This is a genomic window from Streptomyces sp. NPDC055099, assembly GCF_053607685.1.
In genome coordinates this window covers 35,150-54,727 of sequence record NZ_JBSGUA010000011.1, presented here as the reverse complement: position 1 = coordinate 54,727, position 19,578 = coordinate 35,150, and the positions used below count along the sequence as shown (strand labels likewise).

Annotated in this window: 18 protein-coding genes; 7 read left to right on the top strand and 11 right to left on the bottom strand. The window is 71.9% G+C overall.

Annotated features, from left to right (window positions below):
* Window positions 1–21 precede the first annotated feature (21 nt).
* Window positions 22–162, top strand: a complete 141-nt coding sequence (locus tag ACWFRU_RS25660) for a hypothetical protein (RefSeq protein ID WP_363210756.1) — start codon at window positions 22–24, stop codon at window positions 160–162.
* A gap of 22 nt (window positions 163–184) precedes the next feature.
* Here ACWFRU_RS25660 and ACWFRU_RS25655 read toward each other — a convergent pair whose 3' ends face one another.
* The 4 genes from ACWFRU_RS25655 to ACWFRU_RS25640 are packed head-to-tail and all read right to left on the bottom strand — an operon-like array spanning window position 185 to window position 3,702.
* Complete coding sequence (locus ACWFRU_RS25655; protein ID WP_453690524.1) at window positions 185–658, bottom strand: GNAT family N-acetyltransferase; 474 nt, start codon at window positions 656–658, stop codon at window positions 185–187.
* Window positions 655–2,163, bottom strand: coding sequence for a tripartite tricarboxylate transporter permease (locus tag ACWFRU_RS25650; RefSeq protein ID WP_453690523.1), 1,509 nt, complete (start codon window positions 2,161–2,163; stop codon window positions 655–657). The genes ACWFRU_RS25655 and ACWFRU_RS25650 overlap by 4 nt, the downstream gene beginning before the upstream one ends.
* Window position 2,164: 1 nt before the next feature.
* Entirely contained in the window at window positions 2,165–2,722 is a 558-nt protein-coding gene (locus ACWFRU_RS25645) for a tripartite tricarboxylate transporter TctB family protein (RefSeq protein WP_453690522.1), read from the bottom strand.
* On the bottom strand, window positions 2,719–3,702 hold the full coding sequence (locus tag ACWFRU_RS25640; protein ID WP_453690727.1) for a Bug family tripartite tricarboxylate transporter substrate binding protein: 984 nt from the start codon (window positions 3,700–3,702) through the stop codon (window positions 2,719–2,721). Before ACWFRU_RS25640 ends, ACWFRU_RS25645 begins: the two co-directional genes overlap by 4 nt.
* Window positions 3,703–3,928: 226 nt before the next feature.
* Here ACWFRU_RS25640 and ACWFRU_RS25635 point away from each other — a divergent pair, with 226 nt between their 5' ends.
* Window positions 3,929–4,615 (top strand): response regulator, encoded by a 687-nt coding sequence (locus ACWFRU_RS25635; RefSeq protein ID WP_453690521.1) that lies wholly within the window; start codon window positions 3,929–3,931, stop codon window positions 4,613–4,615.
* A gap of 60 nt (window positions 4,616–4,675) precedes the next feature.
* On the opposite strand, the gene ACWFRU_RS25630 is transcribed toward ACWFRU_RS25635, so the two are convergent.
* A complete protein-coding gene (locus ACWFRU_RS25630) occupies window positions 4,676–4,957 on the bottom strand; it encodes a hypothetical protein (protein ID WP_453690520.1) in 282 nt (93 codons plus the stop codon).
* 298 nt (window positions 4,958–5,255) lie between these two features.
* On the opposite strand from ACWFRU_RS25630, the gene ACWFRU_RS25625 reads away from it, so the two are divergent.
* Window positions 5,256–6,266 carry a lytic polysaccharide monooxygenase auxiliary activity family 9 protein gene (locus ACWFRU_RS25625; RefSeq protein WP_453690519.1) on the top strand — a complete coding sequence of 337 codons (1,011 nt, stop codon included), beginning with the start codon at window positions 5,256–5,258 and terminating at the stop codon, window positions 6,264–6,266.
* Between the two features lie 92 nt (window positions 6,267–6,358).
* Here ACWFRU_RS25625 and ACWFRU_RS25620 read toward each other — a convergent pair whose 3' ends face one another.
* Together ACWFRU_RS25620 and ACWFRU_RS25615 are read right to left on the bottom strand one after the other, a co-directional pair.
* A complete protein-coding gene (locus ACWFRU_RS25620) occupies window positions 6,359–7,027 on the bottom strand; it encodes a response regulator (protein WP_453690518.1) in 669 nt (222 codons plus the stop codon).
* Window positions 7,024–8,337 carry a sensor histidine kinase gene (locus ACWFRU_RS25615; protein ID WP_453690517.1) on the bottom strand — a complete coding sequence of 438 codons (1,314 nt, stop codon included), beginning with the start codon at window positions 8,335–8,337 and terminating at the stop codon, window positions 7,024–7,026. Before ACWFRU_RS25615 ends, ACWFRU_RS25620 begins: the two co-directional genes overlap by 4 nt.
* Window positions 8,338–8,470: 133 nt before the next feature.
* Here ACWFRU_RS25615 and ACWFRU_RS25610 point away from each other — a divergent pair, with 133 nt between their 5' ends.
* Together ACWFRU_RS25610 and ACWFRU_RS25605 are read left to right on the top strand one after the other, a co-directional pair.
* Complete coding sequence (locus tag ACWFRU_RS25610) at window positions 8,471–9,379, top strand: ATP-binding cassette domain-containing protein (protein ID WP_453690516.1); 909 nt, start codon at window positions 8,471–8,473, stop codon at window positions 9,377–9,379.
* A complete protein-coding gene (locus ACWFRU_RS25605; RefSeq protein WP_453690515.1) occupies window positions 9,376–10,218 on the top strand; it encodes an ABC transporter permease in 843 nt (280 codons plus the stop codon). Before ACWFRU_RS25610 ends, ACWFRU_RS25605 begins: the two co-directional genes overlap by 4 nt.
* A gap of 11 nt (window positions 10,219–10,229) precedes the next feature.
* On the opposite strand, the gene ACWFRU_RS25600 is transcribed toward ACWFRU_RS25605, so the two are convergent.
* Window positions 10,230–11,204, bottom strand: coding sequence for a DNA polymerase Y family protein (locus tag ACWFRU_RS25600; RefSeq protein ID WP_453690514.1), 975 nt, complete (start codon window positions 11,202–11,204; stop codon window positions 10,230–10,232).
* Entirely contained in the window at window positions 11,201–14,689 is a 3,489-nt protein-coding gene (locus tag ACWFRU_RS25595) for a DNA polymerase III subunit alpha (protein ID WP_453690513.1), read from the bottom strand. Before ACWFRU_RS25595 ends, ACWFRU_RS25600 begins: the two co-directional genes overlap by 4 nt.
* A 163-nt stretch (window positions 14,690–14,852) precedes the next feature.
* Here ACWFRU_RS25595 and ACWFRU_RS25590 point away from each other — a divergent pair, with 163 nt between their 5' ends.
* Both ACWFRU_RS25590 and ACWFRU_RS25585 read left to right on the top strand, forming a co-directional pair.
* Complete coding sequence (locus tag ACWFRU_RS25590) at window positions 14,853–15,914, top strand: DUF3533 domain-containing protein (protein ID WP_453690512.1); 1,062 nt, start codon at window positions 14,853–14,855, stop codon at window positions 15,912–15,914.
* Between the two features lie 49 nt (window positions 15,915–15,963).
* The gene (locus ACWFRU_RS25585) at window positions 15,964–17,109 is read left to right on the top strand and encodes an AAA family ATPase (protein WP_453690511.1); all 1,146 of its coding nucleotides are present in this window, start codon (window positions 15,964–15,966) and stop codon (window positions 17,107–17,109) included.
* Between the two features lie 136 nt (window positions 17,110–17,245).
* Here the strand turns inward: ACWFRU_RS25585 and ACWFRU_RS25580 are convergent, their stop codons facing one another.
* Both ACWFRU_RS25580 and ACWFRU_RS25575 read right to left on the bottom strand, forming a co-directional pair.
* Window positions 17,246–18,331: a S1 family peptidase gene (locus ACWFRU_RS25580; protein ID WP_453690510.1), complete on the bottom strand. Its 1,086-nt coding sequence runs from the start codon at window positions 18,329–18,331 to the stop codon at window positions 17,246–17,248.
* A gap of 275 nt (window positions 18,332–18,606) precedes the next feature.
* A complete protein-coding gene (locus ACWFRU_RS25575; RefSeq protein ID WP_453690509.1) occupies window positions 18,607–19,530 on the bottom strand; it encodes a slipin family protein in 924 nt (307 codons plus the stop codon).
* Window positions 19,531–19,578: the final 48 nt, after the last annotated feature.

Genomic DNA, 19,578 nt, shown 5'->3' with positions numbered 1-19,578 from the left:
CGGTAGTACAGGGAGGCAGCCATGCGCCGTGTGACCGTGCACAAGACCGTCGGGAAGCCCACCAATCGGCAGATCCGGGAGAAGTCCGAGGAGCGGGAGAGCCCTCGCGAGCGCACCGAGGTCCGCAAGGACATCCAGCGGACCTGGTGGCCGGACGGGTGAGAGTCCCGGGGCGGGAAGCGGTCTAGAGCCTCTTCCGGTAGTGGTAGCGGTCGTACGGCCCGTCCACCCTGCGCTCCACCATCTCGTAGCCGTACCGAGGGTAGAGCTTCTGGTTCTCCCACATCATCGCGTTCGTGTAGAGCCGGACCTCCGCAAGACCCAGCGACCGCGCCCGCTCGTCCACGAAGGCGAGCAGGCGGCGGCCCACCCCTTGGCCTGCCGCCTCGGGGTGGACCGCGATGCTGTCCAGGAACAGGTGGTCCTCGTGTGGGACGAGGACCAGAAGACCCACCACCGGATCACCGGTGACGAAGACCCGCCCCGCCGCCACATCCGCCGCATGATCCGCCTCCATGGGGACGGGCACGACACCGATGCGCTCGATGTACGGGTGGTACGCCGCGTCCGTCACCGCCTTCACGGCGGGGACGTCGGCGGCGACGGCGAGGCGGACGGCGGTGGGGTCCTCCCGGTGCTCCGGGTTCTCCTGGGTCATGCCTTTACGTCTACGTCACCGCTCCTCCCCCGCACCAGCAGTTTCTTCAGGAGCGGCCAGAGCACGATCAGCGCCACGATCGCGTACACCGTGATCGAGAAGGGCGTGTCGATCAGGCCGCTCACGCTGCCGTCGCTGATCTGCAGGGCGCGGCGCAGTTGCTGCTCGGCGTTCGGGCCGAGGATGACGCCGATGACCGCGGGCAGGACGGGCAGTCCGTAGCGCCGCATGCCGAAGCCGATCAGGCCGATGATCAGCAGGATCACCAGGTCGAGGGCCTCGCCGCCGACCGCGTACGCGCCGACCGCGGCGAAGAAGAGGATGCCCGCGTAGAGGTAGGGCCTCGGGATGCGGAGCAGTTTCGCCCAGACCGGGGCCAGGGGGAGGTTCAGGGCCAGGAGGAGGACCATCCCGACGAAGAGCGAGGCGATCAGGCCCCAGACCAGGTCCGGCTCGCGTTCGAAGAGGAGCGGGCCCGGCTGGATGCCGTACTGCTGGAAGGCGGCGAGCATCACGGCGGCCACGGCCGTCGTGGGCAGGCCCAGCGTCAGCATGGAGACCAGGGTGCCCGCGGCCGATGCCGAGGAGGCCGACTCGGGGCCCGCCACTCCTTCGATCGCGCCCTTGCCCCACTCATCCTTGTGCTTGGACAGGCGCTTCTCGGTGACGTACGAGAGGAAGGTGGGGATCTCCGCGCCGCCCGCGGGGATCGCGCCGAACGGGAAGCCGATGAGCGGGCCGCGCAGCCAGGACTTCCAGGTGCGCTTCACGTCGGACTTGCCGAGCCACGGGCGGCCGACCGGGATCGCCTCACTGCTGGTGCGCCGCAGGTGGGCCGCGACCCACAGCGCCTCGCCGATCGCGAAGAGGCCGACCGCGACGATCACCACGTCGATGCCGTCGGCGAGTTGGAGCGAGCCGAAGGTCAGACGCTGCTGTCCGGTCATCTGGTCGAGGCCGACCAGGCCGAGGGTGAGGCCGATGAGGAGGGATGCCAGTCCTCGTACGCGCGAGGAACCGAGGACGGACGTCACCGCGATGAACGCGAGGACCATGATGGCGAAGTAGTCGGGCGCCCCGATGTCGACCGCGAGCTCCGCGACCTTCGGCGCGAGGGCCACCAGGAGGATCGTGCCGATGATGCCGCCCGCGAAGTGCCCGATGGCGGCGGCCGCGAGCGCTTGTGCGCCCCGGCCGGACTTGGCCATCGGGTTGCCTTCCATGGCGGCCACCACCGCCGCGCTCTCGCCCGGGGTGTTCAGGAGGATCGAGGTCGTGGAGCCGCCGAACATCGCTCCGTAGTAGATGCCGGCGAACATGATGAACGCGCCGGTCGGCTCGAGGCCGTATGTCACGGGGAGCAGGAGTGCCACCGCCATCGCGGGGCCGATGCCGGGCAGGACGCCGATGGCGGTGCCCAGGAGCACGCCGATGGCCGCCCAGAGCAGGTTCATGGGGGTGAGGGCCGTGCCGAAGCCGTCCATCAGGGAGTTGAAGGCGTTCATGTCACAGCACTCCCATCAGGGGACCGCCGGGCAGCGGCACCCCGAGCAGGTTGTTGAAGACGACGTACGTGAGGAGGGAGAGCCCGGCCGCGATGAGCGGGTCGCGGTCCAGGTGGCGGCTGCCGAGGGCGTACGCCGCGCCCCAGAAGAGCAGGGCTCCCGCGACGGGGAAGCCGAGCGGTTCGATGAGGACGGCCGCGCCGAGGAAGACTCCGGCGAGGAGCAGCACGGTGCGCCAGTCGGCGGGTTCGGACAGGTCGATGTCCTCGCCGCCCTCGGCCTCGCCGCGGCCACCGCGCAGGACGTCGATCGCGAGGAGTACGGCGACGACGAGGAGGCCGATGCCGACGGCGATCGGGACGGTCTTGGGTCCGATCGGGCCGCGTTGGGCGATCTCGACGTCCATGGTGAGGGCGTCGGTGAGGACGAGGGCGCCGAGGGCGAGCAGCATGACGCACACGCCGAGTTCGGAGTGCTCGCGCAGCCAGGTCCGGCGGCTGCTGCCGCCGCTTCCGCGCTCTGCGGGCGGGGTTCCGGTGGTGGGGGTCGGGGTCGTCACAGTCCCAGCTCCTTCAGCACGGACACCACGCTCTTGTCCTGGGCGGTCAGGAAGTCGCCGAACTTGTCGCCGGTGAGGAAGGCGTCGTCCCAGCCGTTGGTCTTGAGGGACTTGCGCCACTGGGGGGAGTCGTGGAGCTTTTTGACCAGGCCGGTGAGTTTCTTGCGTTCGGCGTCGGAGAGGCCGGGCGGGGCGACGATGCCGCGCCAGTTGGTGAAGTTCACGTCGTAGCCGGACTCTTTGAGGGTCGGCCCGTCCAGTCCCTTGACCCGCTTGGGTCCGGTGGTCGCGAGCAGCCGCAGTTCGCCGGACTTGATCTGGTCCAGGTATTCGCCGACGCCGGAGACGCCGAAGGCGACCTTCTTGCCGAGGATCGAGGCGAGGAGTTCGCCGCCGCCGTCGAAGGGGACGTAGTTGACCTTCTTGGGGTCGATCCCGGCGGCGCGCGCCATCAGCATCGGGGCGAGGTGGTCGGGGCCGCCGGGGGACGAGCCGCCGCCGACGGGGAGCTTGCCCGGGTTCTTCTTCCAGGCCGCGACGAGCTGCTTGATGTCCTTGTACGGGGAGTCCTTGGCGACCACGACGACGTCCGGTTCCTCGGTGAGGCGGGCGATCGGGGTCGTGTCGGCGAGGGTCTTGGGCGAGTCGTTGGAGCGGGCGGCGCCGACGACTCCGAGGCCCATGGACATGGCGAGTTTGCCGTTGCCGTGCTCGCCGACGAGGCGGCTGAGGCCGACGGTGCCGCCGGCGCCGGGCAGGTTGAACACCTCGATGTTGTGGGTGAGTCCGGCGTCCTCGGCGTTCTTCGCCGCGGTGCGGGCGGTGATGTCGTAGCCGCCGCCCGGCGTGTTGGGGACCATGAAGCGCAGGCCGGGGATCTGTGTGCCGGTCTCGGTGCCGCTGCCCGTGGAGAGCAGCGGCGGCCCTGCGAGCACGAGCAGCGCGGCCCCGAGCAGGGCAAGGGGTGTGCGCAGACGCACGTGTGCCACCACCTGTCGGTACGTAGTCGGGTACCTGGTCGGTACGGGGAGTCGGAGCGGCCGGGCTCCCCGTGGGGGGAGGGAACCCGGCCGCCGTCCGCGGGGACGGGGATGCCTCGGGATACCTGTGAGGTGGCCCACATGTTGCCTGCGCGTTAAGAAGCTGTCTCTCTTCCGGAATCAACGGACGTTGTGGTCGTTGTGGTCGCGCCCATAGCCTGCGGCGATGACAAGGGTGCTGGTCGTGGACGACGACTTCATGGTCGCCAAACTGCACAGCCGATACGTGTCCGCGGTGGACGGATTCTCGGTGGTGGGGGTGGCGCACAGCGGCGCGGAGGCGCTGGCGGCGGTGGAGCGGCTGCGCCCCGATCTGGTCCTGCTCGACATCTATCTGCCCGACATGGACGGCATCGCGGTGCTGCGGGAGTTGCGGGCCGTCGAGGAACGCGACCGGGACCGGCAGCCGCTGGACGCGCTGTTCATCACGGCGGCGCGGGACGCGGAGATCGTGCGGTCGGCGTTGCGGGCCGGGGCGCTGCACTATCTGATCAAGCCGTTCAACCAGGCGGCGCTGCGCGAGCAGTTGCTGCACGTGGCGGCGGTGCGGGCGCGTCTCGACGGTCTCGACGAGGCGCGTCAGGAGGACGTCGACCAGATCTTCGGCACCCGCCCGCCGGGCTCCCGCGAGCTCCCCAAGGGCCTGGCGGCACACACGGCGGACCTGGTGGAGCAGACGCTGCGGAGCCACCCCGGGGGCCTCTCCGCCTCGGAGTGCGCCCAGGAGGGCACCCTCTCCCGGGTCAGCGCACGCCGCTACCTGGAGTTCTTCGCGGACACGGGCCGCGTCGAGGTGACGCTTCGGTACGGGGGGACGGGGCGGCCGGAGCGGCGGTATCGGTGGGTGCGGTGAGCCGTCCCGTCCCGGTGCGCGAAGTTCAGGGGTGAGCCGTCCCCGTCCCGGGGCGCGAGGTCAGTGGCGGGTCGCACCGGGCCGGTAGCTCTGGCAGCAGACCAGACAGGCACCGTACGCGCCCCTCGCCTCGGCCAGCGGCTTCCGTACGGGAGTGTGGATCTCTTTGCCCTGGGCAGCGGCCTGCCGCTGCCCGTCGAGCAGCCCCGCACAGCGCGTCGTGCGGTGGAAGACCGACCCGCCTGCGGTGACGAATACGTGGGAGGGCAGCCCTTCGGGGGCCGGAGCGCACTCCGTGCACTGCTCCACCAGCATTTCGTGGACGCATCTCTTGTCGGCCATGCCCTCATGCTTCCGTCGGGCACCTCGCGTCACAAGAGTGGATCACGCCTTTCGCGCCACGCGATGCCTCCCACAACCGCCCAGCCTCAGCCCCCGGTTAGCCCTTCCTTAACCGCACCATAAAGATCGCCATCACCCCCTCCCAGCAGGCGAATCCGGGGATTTCAGCGGCTAGTTTTCTCGTCGCCGGGCCGGTTACGAACCGTCGGCGCCGCACGTGATCGGGGGGCGGCACCGGCCGTTCGCAACCGTCTCGTGTCCCCCACCCCCCTTGAACCGCCGCTGAGGAGAACCACTCATGACCGCACGTCGCAAGGTCGCCGCGATCGCCGCCGCCGGCATCGCCCCGCTCGCCCTGACCGCCCTGTCGGCCGCCCCGGCCGCCGCGCACGGTTCGATGACGGACCCGGTGAGCCGTGTCTCCGCGTGCTTCCAGGAGGGCCCCGAGGCTCCGAAGTCGGCCGCCTGCAAGGCCGCTGTCGCCGCGAGCGGCACGCAGGCCTTCTACGACTGGAACGGCGTGAACATCGCCAACGCCGCCGGCAAGTCGAAGGAGATCATCCCCGACGGCAAGCTGTGCAGCGCGGGCAACGACAAGTACAAGGGCCTCGACCTGCCGCGCGCCGACTGGCCGTCCAGCAAGATGTCCGGCGGCAACCACACCTTCCGCTACAAGGGCACCGCCCCGCACAAGGGTTCCTTCGAGCTGTACATCACGAAGGACTCGTACGACCCGGCCAAGCCCCTGAAGTGGTCGGACCTGGAGGAGAAGCCGTTCGTCGACGTCGCCGACCCGAAGATGGAGAACGGCGACTACGTCTTCGACGGCAAGGTCCCGGCCAAGTCGGGCCGCCACCTGATCTACTCGATCTGGCAGCGCTCGGACTCCCCCGAGGCCTTCTACACCTGCTCGGACGTCGTCTTCGGCAAGGACAGCGGCGGCAGCGACGCCGCGGCCCCGGCCCCGGCCGCTTCCGCGCCCTCCGAGAAGGACATCGCCGCGGGCGCCGAGAAGTCCACCGTCGAGCACAACGGCCACGGTGACAGCGACCACAAGACGGGCGCCGAGGTCACCGAGGCGGCCCCGGCCCCGGGTGGCGACACCGGCGCGGGTGACGACGCCGCCGCCAACCAGCCCGAGGTGAACGGCGGCGACGCGAAGCCCGTCGCCGCCGACGAGAACCTCGCCGAGACCGGCGGTGACAGCACCACCCCGTACATCGCGATCGGCGGCGCCGCCGCCCTCGCCATCGGCGCCGCGGCCATGTTCGGCACCGCCCGCCGTCGTACGGCGCGCCACGGCCGCTGAGTCGGGCCGGCAGGTGTGAGGGCCGCCGTCTTCCCGTGCGCCACGGGGAGGCGGCGGCCCTCTGCCGTCGCCCGCCCCACCCCGGCAACGGCCTACCGCAGCGGCGCGACCAGCCCCGCCTCGTACGCGATGATGACGAGCTGGACCCGGTCGCGGGCGTCCAGCTTGGCGAACAGCCGCGCCACGTGCGCCTTCACCGTGGCCACGGTGATGAACAGCTCGGCCGCGATCTCCGCGTTCGACAGTCCCCGGCCGACCAGCGTCAGCACCTCGCACTCCCGGTCGGTGATGCCGTCGACCGTCCGGGGCGCCCGCTGCTCCTGGACGGGCCGCGCGGCGAACTCCGCGATCAGGCGCCGGGTGACGCTCGGCGCGATCAGGCCGTCCCCCGCGGACACCACCTGGATCGCCGCGAGGATGTCCTCGAGTGCCATGTCCTTGACCAGGAACCCGCTGGCGCCCGCGCGCAGCGCCCCGTACACGTAGTCGTCGTCATCGAAGGTGGTGAGGACGAGGACGCGCGTCGACTCCATCTCCGCCGTGATCAGCCGGGTGGCCTCGATGCCGTCCATGCCGGGCATGCGGATGTCCATGACGACCACGTCGGGGCGTATGTCGCGCGCCAGTTGGACCGCTTCGGCGCCCGTTCCCGCCTCCCCCACGACCTCGATGCCGGGGGTGTCTGCCATCAGGACGCACAGGCCCGCGCGGACGAGCGGCTGGTCGTCGGCGAGGACGACCCTGACGGCGGGGGCGGTCATCGGGCGTCCCCCGATGACGCCGACGACAGCGATGACAGCGGTGGCAGCGGCAGCAGCGCCGTCACCCGGAAGCCGCCCTCGGGGCGCGGCCCCGCGGTGAACCGGCCGTGCAGCAGGGCCACTCGCTCACGCATGCCGACGAGTCCGAACCCGGTGCCGGCGGGCAGCCCGCCGCGGCCGTCGTCCTCGACCTCCAGGGCGAGTTCGGTCTCCCGCCGGTCGACGGTCACCCGGCAGGCGTCCGTTCCGGCATGCCGTACGACATTGGTCAGGGCCTCCTGGAGGATGCGGAACGCGGCCAGGTCGATGTCGGCGGGCAGCGGCCCGCGCTCCCCGCGCCACCGGATCTCCGCGCGGACTCCGGCGTCCCGCGCCGCCGCGGCGAGGCGGTCGACGTCCGCGAGCCCCGGAGCCGGTTCGCGGGGCGGCGCGGACGTGGCGGGGGCGCCGCCACGTCGCTCGTCCACCGCCTCCGGGCCCGGCTCCGGCCTGCGCAGCGCGACCAGCGTCCTGCGCAGGCCAGCGAGGGTCTCCCTGCTGGTGGCCTCGATGGTTCTGAGCGCGTTGCGGGCCTCCGCGGGCTGGGTGTCGATGACCCGGCTGCCCACGCCCGCCTGGATGGCGATGACCCCGATGCTGTGCGCGATCATGTCGTGCAACTCCCTTGCGATGCGCAGCCGTTCGGCGGTGACGGCACGGGCGGTGGCCTGCGCGCGCAGCGCGTCGGCGTGCGTACGGCGCTCGCGGGCCGAACTGCCCGCCATCCAGGCGGCGATGAGGGCGACGGCGACGAATGCCACGGTCTCGCCGTTGTTGGTCGCCCAGCCCGCGGGCCGGCAGCCGTCGGCCCGGTACAGCTCGGGGGGCCGGCAACCGCCGTCGGGCGGGAAGGCGAAGAGGGAGACGGCCTGGGTCGCGAAGGCCATGAGGGCCGCGGTGACCGAGACGCGGCGCGAGCGGGTGGCGGCGAGATAGCCGACGGCGCAGGCGCCGGCCAGCGTCTGGAGGTAGCTGACCTCGGTCTTGCGCATCTCCATGCCGGCCGCCACCGCGCCCAGGAGCAGGAAGGCCAGCGCGGGCAGTGGTCTGCGCCTGAGGAGCGAGGCGACCACGGCCGTCAGCGCGATCGACGCGAGGACCATCAGGGCGTCGAAGCCCTGCTGTCCGTGGTCGAAGGTCACGTATGTGACGGCCGGGTAGACGACGGCTCCGCTCCAGGCCAGGCCCGTGCGCAACGGCGGCCACGGGCGCCGGTGCGGGCGTCGGCCGCGCCCCTCCTCGGCCACGGGCTGACCTGGGTCGATGTCCATGCGCCGATCGTATGTTCCCTGTGCGCGCAGGGGTATTGGCCCGCGGACCTACGCCCGTGGGCTACCGGAGCCCGCGACGGGTGTGGCCCTCGGCCCGATGCCGCGCGGCCCGGCGGACGGCACCGTGGTCCGGGTGATCGAAGTCAACGAACTGACGAAGCGGTACGGCGACAAGAGCGCCGTCAAGGACCTGAGTTTCACCGTGCGCCCCGGACACGTCACGGGGTTCCTGGGCCCCAACGGCGCGGGCAAGACGACCACCCTGCGGATGCTGCTCGGCCTGGTGTCCCCCAGCGGCGGCTCCGCCACCATCGACGGCCGCGCCTTCGCGTCCCGGCCGCGCGGACTGCGCCACGTCGGCGCGCTGCTGGACGCCGGCGACGTGCACGGTGGCCGCCCGACGGTGGCGCACCTGGCCGCCCTGGCACGCGGCAACCGCATCCCGCGGGCCCGGGTCGACGAGGTGTTGCGCGAGGTCGGCCTCGCCGAGGTGGCCCGGCAACGCACCGGCGGCTTCTCGCTGGGCATGCGGCAGCGGCTCGGCATCGCCACCGCGCTGCTCGGCGATCCGCCGGTACTGCTCTTCGACGAGCCCCTCAACGGCCTCGATCCGGAAGGAGTGCTGTGGGTGCGCGGGCTCTTCCGGCGCCTTGCCGCCGAGGGTCGCACGGTCTTCGTGTCCAGCCACCTCATGTCCGAGATGGAGAACACCGCCGACCAGCTCGTCGTGATCGGCCGGGGCGAGCTGATCGCGGCGGAGAGCCTGACCGACTTCGCGGCGCGGGGCACCCGGCTGAGCGTGACGGTGCGTACTCCGGACGCCCTGAAGCTGACGGACGTACTGATCGCCGAGGGCGCTTCGGTGGAGACGGACGGCGACGTGCTCACCGTCACCGGGCTTCCCGCGGCCCGCATCGGTGAACTCGCCCTGCATGAGCGGGCCTTGCTGCACGAGCTGACGACCCGCACCGCATCCCTGGAGGAGGCGTTCATGGAACTCACCGCCGACAGCGTCGAATACCTGGCGGGAGAGACGCGATGACGACCCTCGCCGTTCCCGCGGTCGCCGAACCGCGCGCCCGTTTCCGCGACCTCGTCGCCGCCGAGTGGATCAAGCTGTGGTCGCTGCGGTCCACGTACTGGGTCCTGGCGGCCGGCGCGCTGGCGGTCACCGGGATCAACGTGAACTCCGCGCTGACGAACCTCGACTGGCTCGCACAGCGGGACGCGCCCGCGCCGACGGACCCGCGGATGCGGTTCGACACGCTGTCCACCGCGTTCGTCGACCCCGCCTGGCAGATCCTCATGGTCCTCGCGGGCAGCGTGGGCGCTCTCGCGGTCTTCGGCGAGTACACCAGCGGTCTGATCCGTACGACGTTCACGGCCGTCCCCGACCGGCGTGCGGTGATGCTGGCCAAGGCGGTCGTCATCACGGCGGTGACGGCCACGCTCGGCGCGCTCGTCTCGGTGACCTCGTTCGGCGTGACGCAGGCGATCCTGCGGGAGCACGGCGGTGTGTCCATCGGCGACCCGGGCGCACTGCGCGCCGTCGTGGCGTCCGCGCTGCTCATACCGCTGAGCGCGCTGGTGGGGATGGCCGTCGGGGCGCTCGTCCGGCACGCCACGGGCAGCATCGTCACGACCCTCGTGACGCTGGTCCTGGTGCCCGCCTTCCTCCAGGGCGAGACGTACCGGTGGGTGAAGGAGCTCGGCAACACGATGCCGATCACGGCGTGGAACGCCCTCATCGAGAACCCCGCGATGGATTACCCGCCGGACAAGTACCCGGAGACGATCACGGAGGCGTGGATCGTGTTCGCGGCGTGGCCGGTGGCCGCGGTGGTCGTCATGGTGCTCGCCGTGCGACGCAGGGATCTGTGAGGAGCCCGGTGCTACGCCGCCAGCGTTCCCGGCACGATCGCGCCCGGCCCGAACTTCGCGCGCGCCCGGTCGGCCACCGCCTCCAGCTTGCGGGTCCTGTCGTCCACCGGGTCGAACATCAGCTGGTGGGCGGCGTGTTCGGCGGGGGCGAGGCCTTCGGCGCGCAGCGAGATGCCGCGCACCCGGGCCCGCTGGAGGCCGAGCGCCTCGTACATGCGGTACGCGGAGCCGGTCAGGGCGCAGGAGTGCGCGGTCGGCTCGGACAGCGCACGCGTGCGGCTCGTGGTGGAGCGGTCCGCGTAGCGCACGGTGAGGGTCAGGGAGCGGCAGACCTGGTCCTCGTCGCGCATCCGCGCGCCGAGTTCCTCGGTGAGCGAGAGCAGCGCCCTGCGGTGCCGTGCGGGGTCCAACTCGTCGCGGGGGAAGGTGTGTTCGGCGGCGAGGGAGCGGGCGGCGGCGTTCGGCACGACGTGTGCGCGGTCGATGCCGTTCGCCTTCTCGCGCAGCTCGCGGCCCGCTCGGGCGCCGACGAGGCGCTGCAGCGTGGACAGGGGCGCGGCGGCCACCTTGCCGACGGTGTCGAGCCCGTACGAGCAGAGGGTGCGGGCGGTGGCGCGGCCGACCCCGGGCAGTTCGGCGACCGGCCTCGGCCCGAGGAACTCCGCGACGGCGTCAGGACCCGGGCCCACGAACCGGGTGATCCCGGGTGCGGCCTCCCGTGCGGCCATCCGTGCCAGCATCGGCCCCGGCCCCGCGCCGATCACGCAGTCCACCCCGTACAGGGCGAGCGCCCGCACCCGGATCACCGAGGCGAGTTCGACGGCGTCCCGCCCGAAGTAGCGCATCGCTCCCCGTACGTCGACGAGCGCGGCGTCGGGCGGCAGGGCCTCGACGACAGGGCTGAACTCGCCGAGCAGGGCGAGCAGCCGGGGCACGGCGGCCTCGTACATGGGCGTCAGCAGAAAACGTACGCAAAGAGTGCTCATCCCGCGCTCCCCGGGCTCTGGTGCCACAACTTCCGTCCGGTGGCCGCCCGTTCGCCGGGCGGCTTGAGGTCGGCCCAGGGGTGCATCTCGTACCCCGTGGACATCCGGATGCGGCGGCCGCCGTCCGCCGGGGGCGCGTCGGGCTCTCCCTCGGGTCCCGGCCCGGGTCCCGGCTCGGCGAGGCGTGCCCCCACCGCTTCGAGCCCGCCCTCTTGGCGCAGCTCGACCAGTTCCGCCAGGTTCCACGCGGCGGTGCCGACCACGCTGAGGCTGCGCGGCCCGCGCCGCTGCACCACTCCGCGGACCAGGAGCAGCCAGGAGTGGAAGACGGTGTGCGCGCAGCGTTCGTGGGCGTCGTCGAAGAAGGCCAGGTCGACCAGGCCCGTGCCGTCGTCCAGGGTGGTGAAGATGACCCGTTTCCCGGAGCGGATCGGCGGGGTCTGGGTGGCCGCCTTGGCGCCCGCGACCAGGACGGTCGCCCCGTGTTCGGCCTCCCGCAGGCGGCGGGCGCTGTGCACGCCGAGCTCCCGGAGGAACTCGGCGTGGTCGCCCATGAGATGGCGTGAGGAGTCCATGCCGAGGACGCCGAGTTCGGCGCTGAGCCGTTCGGCGTCGCCCAGGTCGGGAAGCCCGGCGGGGGCCGTCTTCCGCCCGCCGGACAAGGGGAGTTGGGCCCCGGCCGAGCCCCGCGAGCCCCGCCGGAGTTCCGTCAGGTGCAGTTGCAGGTCGCGGCGGTTGGCGCCGAACGCGTCGAGCGCGCCGACCTGCGCGAGCCGCTGCGCGAGCGGCTTGCCGGGCCTGGCCCGCTCCCAGAAGTCCAGGAGCGAGGCGTAGGGCTGTCCGGCCTCGATCCGCTCGGCCTCGGCCTCGCTGATGCCGTGGACGTCGCGGAGCGCGAGTCGCAGGCCCCATCGGTCCGGAGCCGGCCCGGAACCGGAGCCGGAACCGGAGCCAGAACCGGAACCGGAGCCGGAACCAGACACCAGTTCGATACGGTGAGCGACCGCCGACCGGTTCACGTCCAGCGGGAGGATCGGCACCCCTCGCCGCCGCGCGTCCGCGAGCAGCAGCCGCTTGGGGTACATCCCGGGGTCGTGCGTGAGCAACCCGGCGTAGAACGCGGCCGGGTGATGGGCCTTCAGCCACGCCGACTGGTATGTCGGCACGGCGAAGGCCACCGCGTGCGCCTTGCAGAAGCCGTACGAGCCGAAGGCCTCGATGATCTCCCACGTGCGGGCGATCGTCTCGGCTTCGTAGCCCCGCGCCGCCGCCTGCTGCGCGAACCAGAACCGGATGCGTCCCTGCGACTCGGGGTCGGAGAGCCCGCGCCGCACCCGGTCCGCCTCGTCGCGTCCGCAGCCGGTCATGATGTCCACGATCTGGATGATCTGCTCGTGGAAGACGACGACGCCGTACGTCTCCTTGAGCGGGCCCGCCAGATCCGGGTGCGGGTAGCGGACGGGCGCGCGGCCGTGCCGGGCCTCGATGAAGGGCCGCACCATGTCGGCGGCGACCGGTCCGGGGCGGAAGAGCGAGATGTCGACGACCAGGTCGTGGAAGGTCGCGGGCTGAAGACGCCCGACCAGGTCCCGCTGGCCCGGCGACTCGATCTGGAAGCAGCCGAGCGTCTCGGTGGACTTGATGAGCTGATACGTCGCCGGGTCGTCCTGCGGCGCCGCGTCCACGTCCACCCGCTCCCCCGTGGCCCGCTCGACCTCCCCCACCGCGTGCGCGATCGCCGACTGCATCCGCACGCCGAGCACATCGAGCTTGAGCAGCCCGAGGTCCTCCACGTCGTCCTTGTCGAACTGGGACATGGGCAGGCCCTCGCCGCTGGTGGGCATGACGGGCGTACGCGCGAGCAGCGAGGCGTCCGAGAGCAGCACCCCGCACGGGTGCATGGCGACCCCGCGCGGCAGCGCGTCCAGGGCCTCGACGAGGTCCCACAGCCGGCCGTGCCGGTCCGACTCCCCCGCCACCGCCCGCAGTTCGGGCAGTTCCTCCATCGCCGAGCGGGCGTCCCGCGCGCGGATGTGCGGGAAGGACTTGGCGATCCTGTCGATCTCGGCCGGGTCCATGGAGAGGGCGGCACCCACGTCGCGGATGGCGTGGCGGACCCGGTAGGTCTCGGGCATGGCGACGGTCGCGACCCGTTCGGCGCCGAAGCGGTCGATGATCGCGCGGTAGACCTCGATGCGGCGGGCCGACTCCACGTCGATGTCGATGTCCGGCAGGACGGCCCGCCGCGTGGAGAGGAACCGCTCCATGAGCAGACCGTGCTCGACGGGGTCGGCGTGCGCGATGCCGACGAGGTGGTTGACCAGGGACCCGGCGCCGGAGCCGCGCGCCGCCACCCGGATGCCCAGGTCGCGTACGTCGTCGACCACTTGGGCCACGGTGAGGAAGTAGGAGGCGAAGCCGTGGTGGGCGATGATGTCCAGCTCGTGGTGCATCCGCTCCCAGTACTCACGGCGTCTGTCGTAGCCCCGCAGCACCATTCCCGCCGCCGCCCGCGAGGCGAGCACGCGCTGGGCGCTGCGGCGTCCGGCGCCCACCAGGTGCGGCTCGGGGAAGCGGACGGAGCCGATGCCGATGTCCTCCTGGGGGTCGACGAGGCACTCGGCGGCGACCGAACGGGTCTGTTCGACGAGGCGGCGGGCGGTGTCACGGCGGAATCCGGCCGCCTCCACGATCCGCTCGGCGTTGCCCAGCATCGCGTCGGCGCCCTTCAACCACCGCTCCCCGCTGTCGAGTTCCTTGGTCGGGTCGACGGGGACCAGGCGGCGCGCGGCGTCGAGCACGTCGGCGACCGGGCCCATGCCCGGATCGGCGTAGCGGACGGCGTTGCTCAGGACGGGCCGGACACCCTGCTCGGCGGCGAAGCCGACGGTGCGGGCCGCGAGCCGGAGCGAACCGGGTCCGGTGCCTTCGCGGCCGTGCCACACGGATTCCAGGCGCAGCGCGTCCCCGTAGCGCTCGCGCCAGGGTGCGAGGAGGCGGGCGGCCCGGTCGGGGCGCCCGGCGGACAGTGCGCGCCCCACGTCGGAGGTGGGGCCGAGCAGGACGGTCAGGCCGTCGCCGTGGTTCTCCTCCCACGGAAGCACGGGCTGCCCCTCGCCGCTCCGGTGCGCGGCGGTGATCAGGCGGCAGAGCGCGGCCCAGCCCGTGGCGCCGTCGCGGGCGAGGAAGGTCACGCGGGGGGTCGACTCGTCGATGAAGGCACCTCCGCGCACCGGGGTCCGCCGTCGCGCGTCGCGTGGCGGTGCCGGCTCTCCCACCGCGAGCTCGGCCCCGAAGAGCGGCCGTACCCCCGCCTTCGCGCAGGCCTTGGCGAACCGGACGGCTCCCGCGAGGGTGTCCCGGTCGGTGAGCGCGAGGGCGTCCATGCCCCGCTCGGCGGCGCGCTCGGCGAGCCGCTCCGGGTGCGAGGCCCCGTACCGCGGGGAGAACCCGGAGACGGTGTGCAGATGCGTGAACCCGGGCACACGCACCTCCTGAAACCCTGAACCGATCCGACCTCACATCCCCCGCCTCCACCATAGACCAAGTTTCGAACGCGTGTACGACAGCCGAGTCGAACCGCACCCCTCTTCGCCCATTCGGCCCCGCCCACCTGCGGGAACGACAAGGGGCACGGAGCGTGGGGGCATGAGTTTCACCGATGAGTTGAAGAGCGCCGTCACCCCGCGAGCAGCCCTGCTGGTCATCGGTGTACTGGCCCTGCAGCTGCTGTTCATCGCCTCCTACGTAGGGGCCCTGCACGACCCGAAGCCGAAGGACGTGCCCTTCGGAGTGGTCGCCCCGGGACCCGCGGCCCAGGAGACCTCGGACAAGCTCGGCAAGCTCCCCGGCGACCCGCTCGACCCGCGCGTGGTCGAGGACGAGGCCGCCGCCCGGCACCAGATCATGAACCGCGACATCGACGGCGCCCTGATCGTGGACCCCCGGGGCACGACCGACACCCTCCTGGTCGGCTCGGGCGGCGGCACCGTCCTCGCCACCGCGCTGGAGAAGATCGCCACCGAGGCCGACGGGGCCGAGAAGCGGACGGTCAAGACCGTGGACGTGGCCCCGGCGTCCAGCAAGGACTTCGACGGGCTCTCGTCCTTCTACCTGGTCGTCGGCTGGTGCGTCGGCGGCTACCTGTGCGCGTCGATCCTGGCGATCAGCGCGGGCGCCCGGGCCACCAACCGGCAGCGCGCCCTGATCAGGACCGGCGTCATGGCGCTCTACTCGATCGCGGGCGGTCTGGGCGGCGCACTCATCATCGGGCCGGTCCTCGGCGCCCTGCCCGGCAGCGTCATGGGCCTGTGGGGCCTCGGCTCGCTGGTCGTCTTCTCGGTCGGCATGATCACGCTCGCCCTGCAGTCGCTGACCGGCATCGTGGGCATCGGCCTCGCCGTCCTGCTCGTGGTGATCGCGGGCAACCCGAGCGCGGGCGGCGCCTTCCCGCTGCCGATGCTGCCGCCGTTCTGGAAGGAGATCGGCCCCTGGCTGCCGCCGGGCGCCGGTACCTGGGTGGCCCGCTCCATCGCGTACTTCAAGGGCAACGCGATCACCGGACCGATGCTGGTGCTCGCCGCCTGGGCGGTCCTCGGCACCGTCGTCACCCTGGTCATGTCCGCGCTGCGCGGGGACCGCCAGCCGGGTCAGCGCCCGGCGATGGAAGAGCCGGAGACGGACACGGACACCGGCGCCCACCGCCGGTGAAGACCCGCTTCCCCCGGGCGTTGTCGGACCCGGGTGCGAGGCTTGAGCGATGATCACCACTCTCGCCGTCGAGAACTACCGCTCCCTGCGCAAACTGATCGTCCCGCTGGACCGGCTGAACGTGGTCACGGGCGCGAACGGCACCGGCAAGTCGAGCCTGTACCGCGCGCTGCGGCTGCTCGCCGACTCCGCACGGGGCGGCGCGGTCTCCGCCCTGGCCCGCGAGGGCGGCCTCCCCTCGGCCCTGTGGGCAGGCCCGGCGAAGGCGGAGGCCACCAGCCTCCGCCTCGGCTTCGCGGGCGACGAGTTCGGGTACGCGGTGGACTTCGGCCATCCCATCCCCACCTCGGGCGCCGGCGCCGAGCCCTCCCTCTTCAACCTGGACCCGGAGATCAAGCGCGAGTGCACCTGGGCCGGACCCGTGCTGCGCCCCGCCGCGCTGCTCTGCGACCGCGCGGGCCCCGCCGTGCGCACCCGCACCGCCGACGGCGGCTGGCACCGCACCCAGGGCATCAGGCCGTACGACAGCATGCTCGGCGAGCTGGCCGACCCGCAGCTCGCTCCCGACCTGCTCAGGCTGCGCGAACTGATCCGCTCCTGGCGGTTCTACGACCACGTGCGCACCGACGCCGAGGCGCCCGCCCGCGCCGCCCGCATCGGCACCCGTACGCCTGTCCTCGGCCATGACGGCGCCGACCTGGCCGCCGCGCTCCAGACCATCCGCGAGATCGGCGACCCGGCGGCGCTCGACGCCGCGGTGGACGACGCCTTCCCGGGCAGCCGGGTGCGGATCGTCGACAGCGGGGGACGCTTCGAGCTCCAGCTGCACCAGCGCGGACTGAACCGCCCCCTGGGAGCGGCCGAACTGTCCGACGGCACGCTGCGCTATCTGCTGTGGAGCGCCGCTCTCCTCACGCCCCGGCCACCCTCGCTCCTGGTCCTGAACGAGCCGGAGACGAGCCTGCACCCCGACCTCCTGCGTCCCCTCGCGGACCTGATCCTCACCGCGACGAAGGACACGCAGATCGTCCTGGTGACCCACGCCCAGCCCCTGGCGGACGCGGTCGCCAAGGGCGCGGTACGCCACCGGATCGACGTGAACTCCATAGAACTGCTCAAGGAGTCGGGGCAGACGGAGGTGGCGGGCCGCGAAAGCCTCCTGGACGAACCGCTGTGGTACTGGCCGAAGCGCTAGCAGCGCCCGTAGGGGCGCGAGCCTGTGACATATGCGGCTCCGCCGCGTGGGCGCGCCCAGCCACGTACGACCCGCAGAGGGGCCGGACCCCCAAAGAGGTCCGGCCCCAACCCTGCCCATTACTCCCGGCCGCGATTTAGCCGATCTCCGCGCCGAAGGCGCTCAGCGCTTCCGGCACCGGCTGGAAGAACGTCTCCCCGCCGGCGCTGCAGTCACCGCTGCCGCCCGAGGTGAGACCCAGCGCGGTGTCCCCCGCGAAGAGGGCGCCGCCGCTGTCACCGGGCTCGGCGCAGACATCGGTCTGGATGAGTCCGTTGACGACGTCGCCGTTGCCGTAGTTCACGGTGGCGTCGAGACCGGTGACCGTGCCGTCGTGCAGCTGCGTGGTCGAGCCGCTGCGCTGCACCTTCTGGCCGACGGTCGCGTCGCCCGCCTTGGTGATGGCCTGCGTCGAGCCGTTGTAGAGGTTCACCTCGCTCGGGTGCGCGGTGTCGCCGCTGTACTTGACGATGCCGTAGTCGTTCTCGGGGAAGCTGGAGCCCGCGTTCTCACCGATGGCCGGGCCGCCCTGTTCCTCCGACCATCTGGTCACGGCCTCGGTGCAGTGGCCCGCGGTCAGGAAGTGCGGGGCACCGTCCTTGACCACGTTGAAGCCGAGCGAGCAGCGGCTCCCGCCACCCCAGATGGCGTCGCCACCTGCGATGAAGGGCTTGTACTCCCCCTTGCTGCGCTGGAGTTCGGCCTTGGAGCCGAGCCCCTTCACGACCGCGCCGAGCTTGTCGAGGTCGGCGCCCTTGACCGTGCGGTCCGCCGTGACGACGACCTTGTTGGTGGCCGGGTCGACCGCCCACGAGGTGCCGGGGATGGACGCCTTGTCGCTCAGCGTCGTGCGGGCGCTCTTCAGCTCGGCCAGGGAGTTCTCGACGACTCTCGCCTTGGCTCCCGCCGACTCGACGGCGTCGGCCGCGCTCTCGTCGAGGACGTTCACGACGAGGTTCTTGGCCTTGGCGTCGTAGTACGAGCCTGCCGCGTCCAGGCCGAGGTCCTTGCCGAGGGACGAGGCGAGCTTTCCGGCCTTCGCGACCGAGAGGGTGTCCGGCGTGGGGGTCGGGGCACTCTCACTCGCGTTCGCAGTCTGGAAGGTGATTCCGGCGGCGATCAGTGCGGTGATGCCCGCACCTGCCACGGCGGCACGTCGCTTGGATATGCGTCGGTGCTTCAACTCACGTCCTCCTGTGGGGGGTCGGCCCGTTCGGTGTGGGGACCTGAGGGCCGGAAGGCGTACCGGCACGGAGACGCACACGCTGCGAAAGCCGCGTCCATGCCAAAGGGTGCGGCCCACTATCCCGATACCGCCAGGTAGCACACAAGGTCTACTTCAGGACGCGCACGCGACAAACACCGTGCGCCCCCCGGGTCTTCACCGACGCCGGTCTCACCACTTCGGTTCCCTCTGCAAACACCGCCTGCGAGCGGGTGATCGGCAGGGGGTAAGGACTAGTCCTGTCTGGTTTTCGACGCTCCCGGCGCGTCCCGTTCACCGGCTTCTGGATTCGGAGCACCGAAATCCGGCAGCGCGACGACGGGGGATTCGGTCACCGCGGCGGGTGACTCGGTGACCGCGGCGGGAGGACTGCCCCCGGTCGCGGCCGGCTGCTGCGCCTGCTGGGCCCGCTCCAGGAAGCGCAGGAGTTCCACGGGGAAGGGCAGGACGAGGGTCGAGTTCTTCTCGGCGGCGACGGCCACCACGGTCTGCAGCAGCCGCAGTTGCAGCGCGGCCGGCTCCTCCGCCATCTCATGGGCGGCCTCGGCCAGCTTCTTGGAGGCCTGCAGCTCGGCGTCCGCGTTGATCACGCGGGCCCGCCGCTCACGGTCGGCCTCGGCCTGCCGGGCCATGGAGCGCTTCATGGTCTCCGGGAGCGACACGTCCTTGATCTCGACCCGGTCGATCTGCACGCCCCACCCGACCGCGGGAGAGTCGATCATCAGCTCCAGGCCCTGGTTGAGCTTCTCGCGGTTGGAGAGCAGATCGTCCAGATCGCTCTTGCCGATGATCGAACGCAGCGACGTCTGCGCCATCTGCGAGACCGCGAAGCGGTAGTCCTCCACCTGGATGACGGCCTCGGTCGCGTCGATCACCTTGAAGTAGATGACCGCGTCCACGCGCACCGTGACGTTGTCCCGGGTGATGCCGTCCTGCGCCGGGACCGGCATCGTCACGATCTGCATGTTCACTTTGCGGAGCCGGTCCACGAACGGCACGATCATCGTGAACCCGGGACCGCGCACCGAGCGCTGCAGCTTCCCGAGCCGGAGCACCACGCCCCGTTCGTACTGTTTGACCACACGCGCCGCGGCCATCACATAGACCGCTCCGGCACATCCGACGGCCACTCCCGCCGCCACCAGCTCCTCGACCATGCCGGCCCCCCAGGGTCCGAATTGGGCGTGTTGGGCGTGCCCTTCGAA

Coding starts and splice junctions, on each gene's coding strand:
- ACWFRU_RS25660 (WP_363210756.1), top strand. CDS start 22: ATGCGCCGTGTGACCGTGCACAAGACCGTCGGGAAGCCCACCAATCGG.
- ACWFRU_RS25655 (WP_453690524.1), bottom strand. CDS start 658: ATGACCCAGGAGAACCCGGAGCACCGGGAGGACCCCACCGCCGTCCGC.
- ACWFRU_RS25650 (WP_453690523.1), bottom strand. CDS start 2,163: ATGAACGCCTTCAACTCCCTGATGGACGGCTTCGGCACGGCCCTCACC.
- ACWFRU_RS25635 (WP_453690521.1), top strand. CDS start 3,929: ATGACAAGGGTGCTGGTCGTGGACGACGACTTCATGGTCGCCAAACTG.
- ACWFRU_RS25630 (WP_453690520.1), bottom strand. CDS start 4,957: ATGGCCGACAAGAGATGCGTCCACGAAATGCTGGTGGAGCAGTGCACG.
- ACWFRU_RS25625 (WP_453690519.1), top strand. CDS start 5,256: ATGACCGCACGTCGCAAGGTCGCCGCGATCGCCGCCGCCGGCATCGCC.
- ACWFRU_RS25620 (WP_453690518.1), bottom strand. CDS start 7,027: ATGACCGCCCCCGCCGTCAGGGTCGTCCTCGCCGACGACCAGCCGCTC.
- ACWFRU_RS25615 (WP_453690517.1), bottom strand. CDS start 8,337: ATGGACATCGACCCAGGTCAGCCCGTGGCCGAGGAGGGGCGCGGCCGA.
- ACWFRU_RS25605 (WP_453690515.1), top strand. CDS start 9,376: ATGACGACCCTCGCCGTTCCCGCGGTCGCCGAACCGCGCGCCCGTTTC.
- ACWFRU_RS25600 (WP_453690514.1), bottom strand. CDS start 11,204: ATGAGCACTCTTTGCGTACGTTTTCTGCTGACGCCCATGTACGAGGCC.
- ACWFRU_RS25590 (WP_453690512.1), top strand. CDS start 14,853: ATGAGTTTCACCGATGAGTTGAAGAGCGCCGTCACCCCGCGAGCAGCC.
- ACWFRU_RS25585 (WP_453690511.1), top strand. CDS start 15,964: ATGATCACCACTCTCGCCGTCGAGAACTACCGCTCCCTGCGCAAACTG.
- ACWFRU_RS25575 (WP_453690509.1), bottom strand. CDS start 19,530: ATGGTCGAGGAGCTGGTGGCGGCGGGAGTGGCCGTCGGATGTGCCGGA.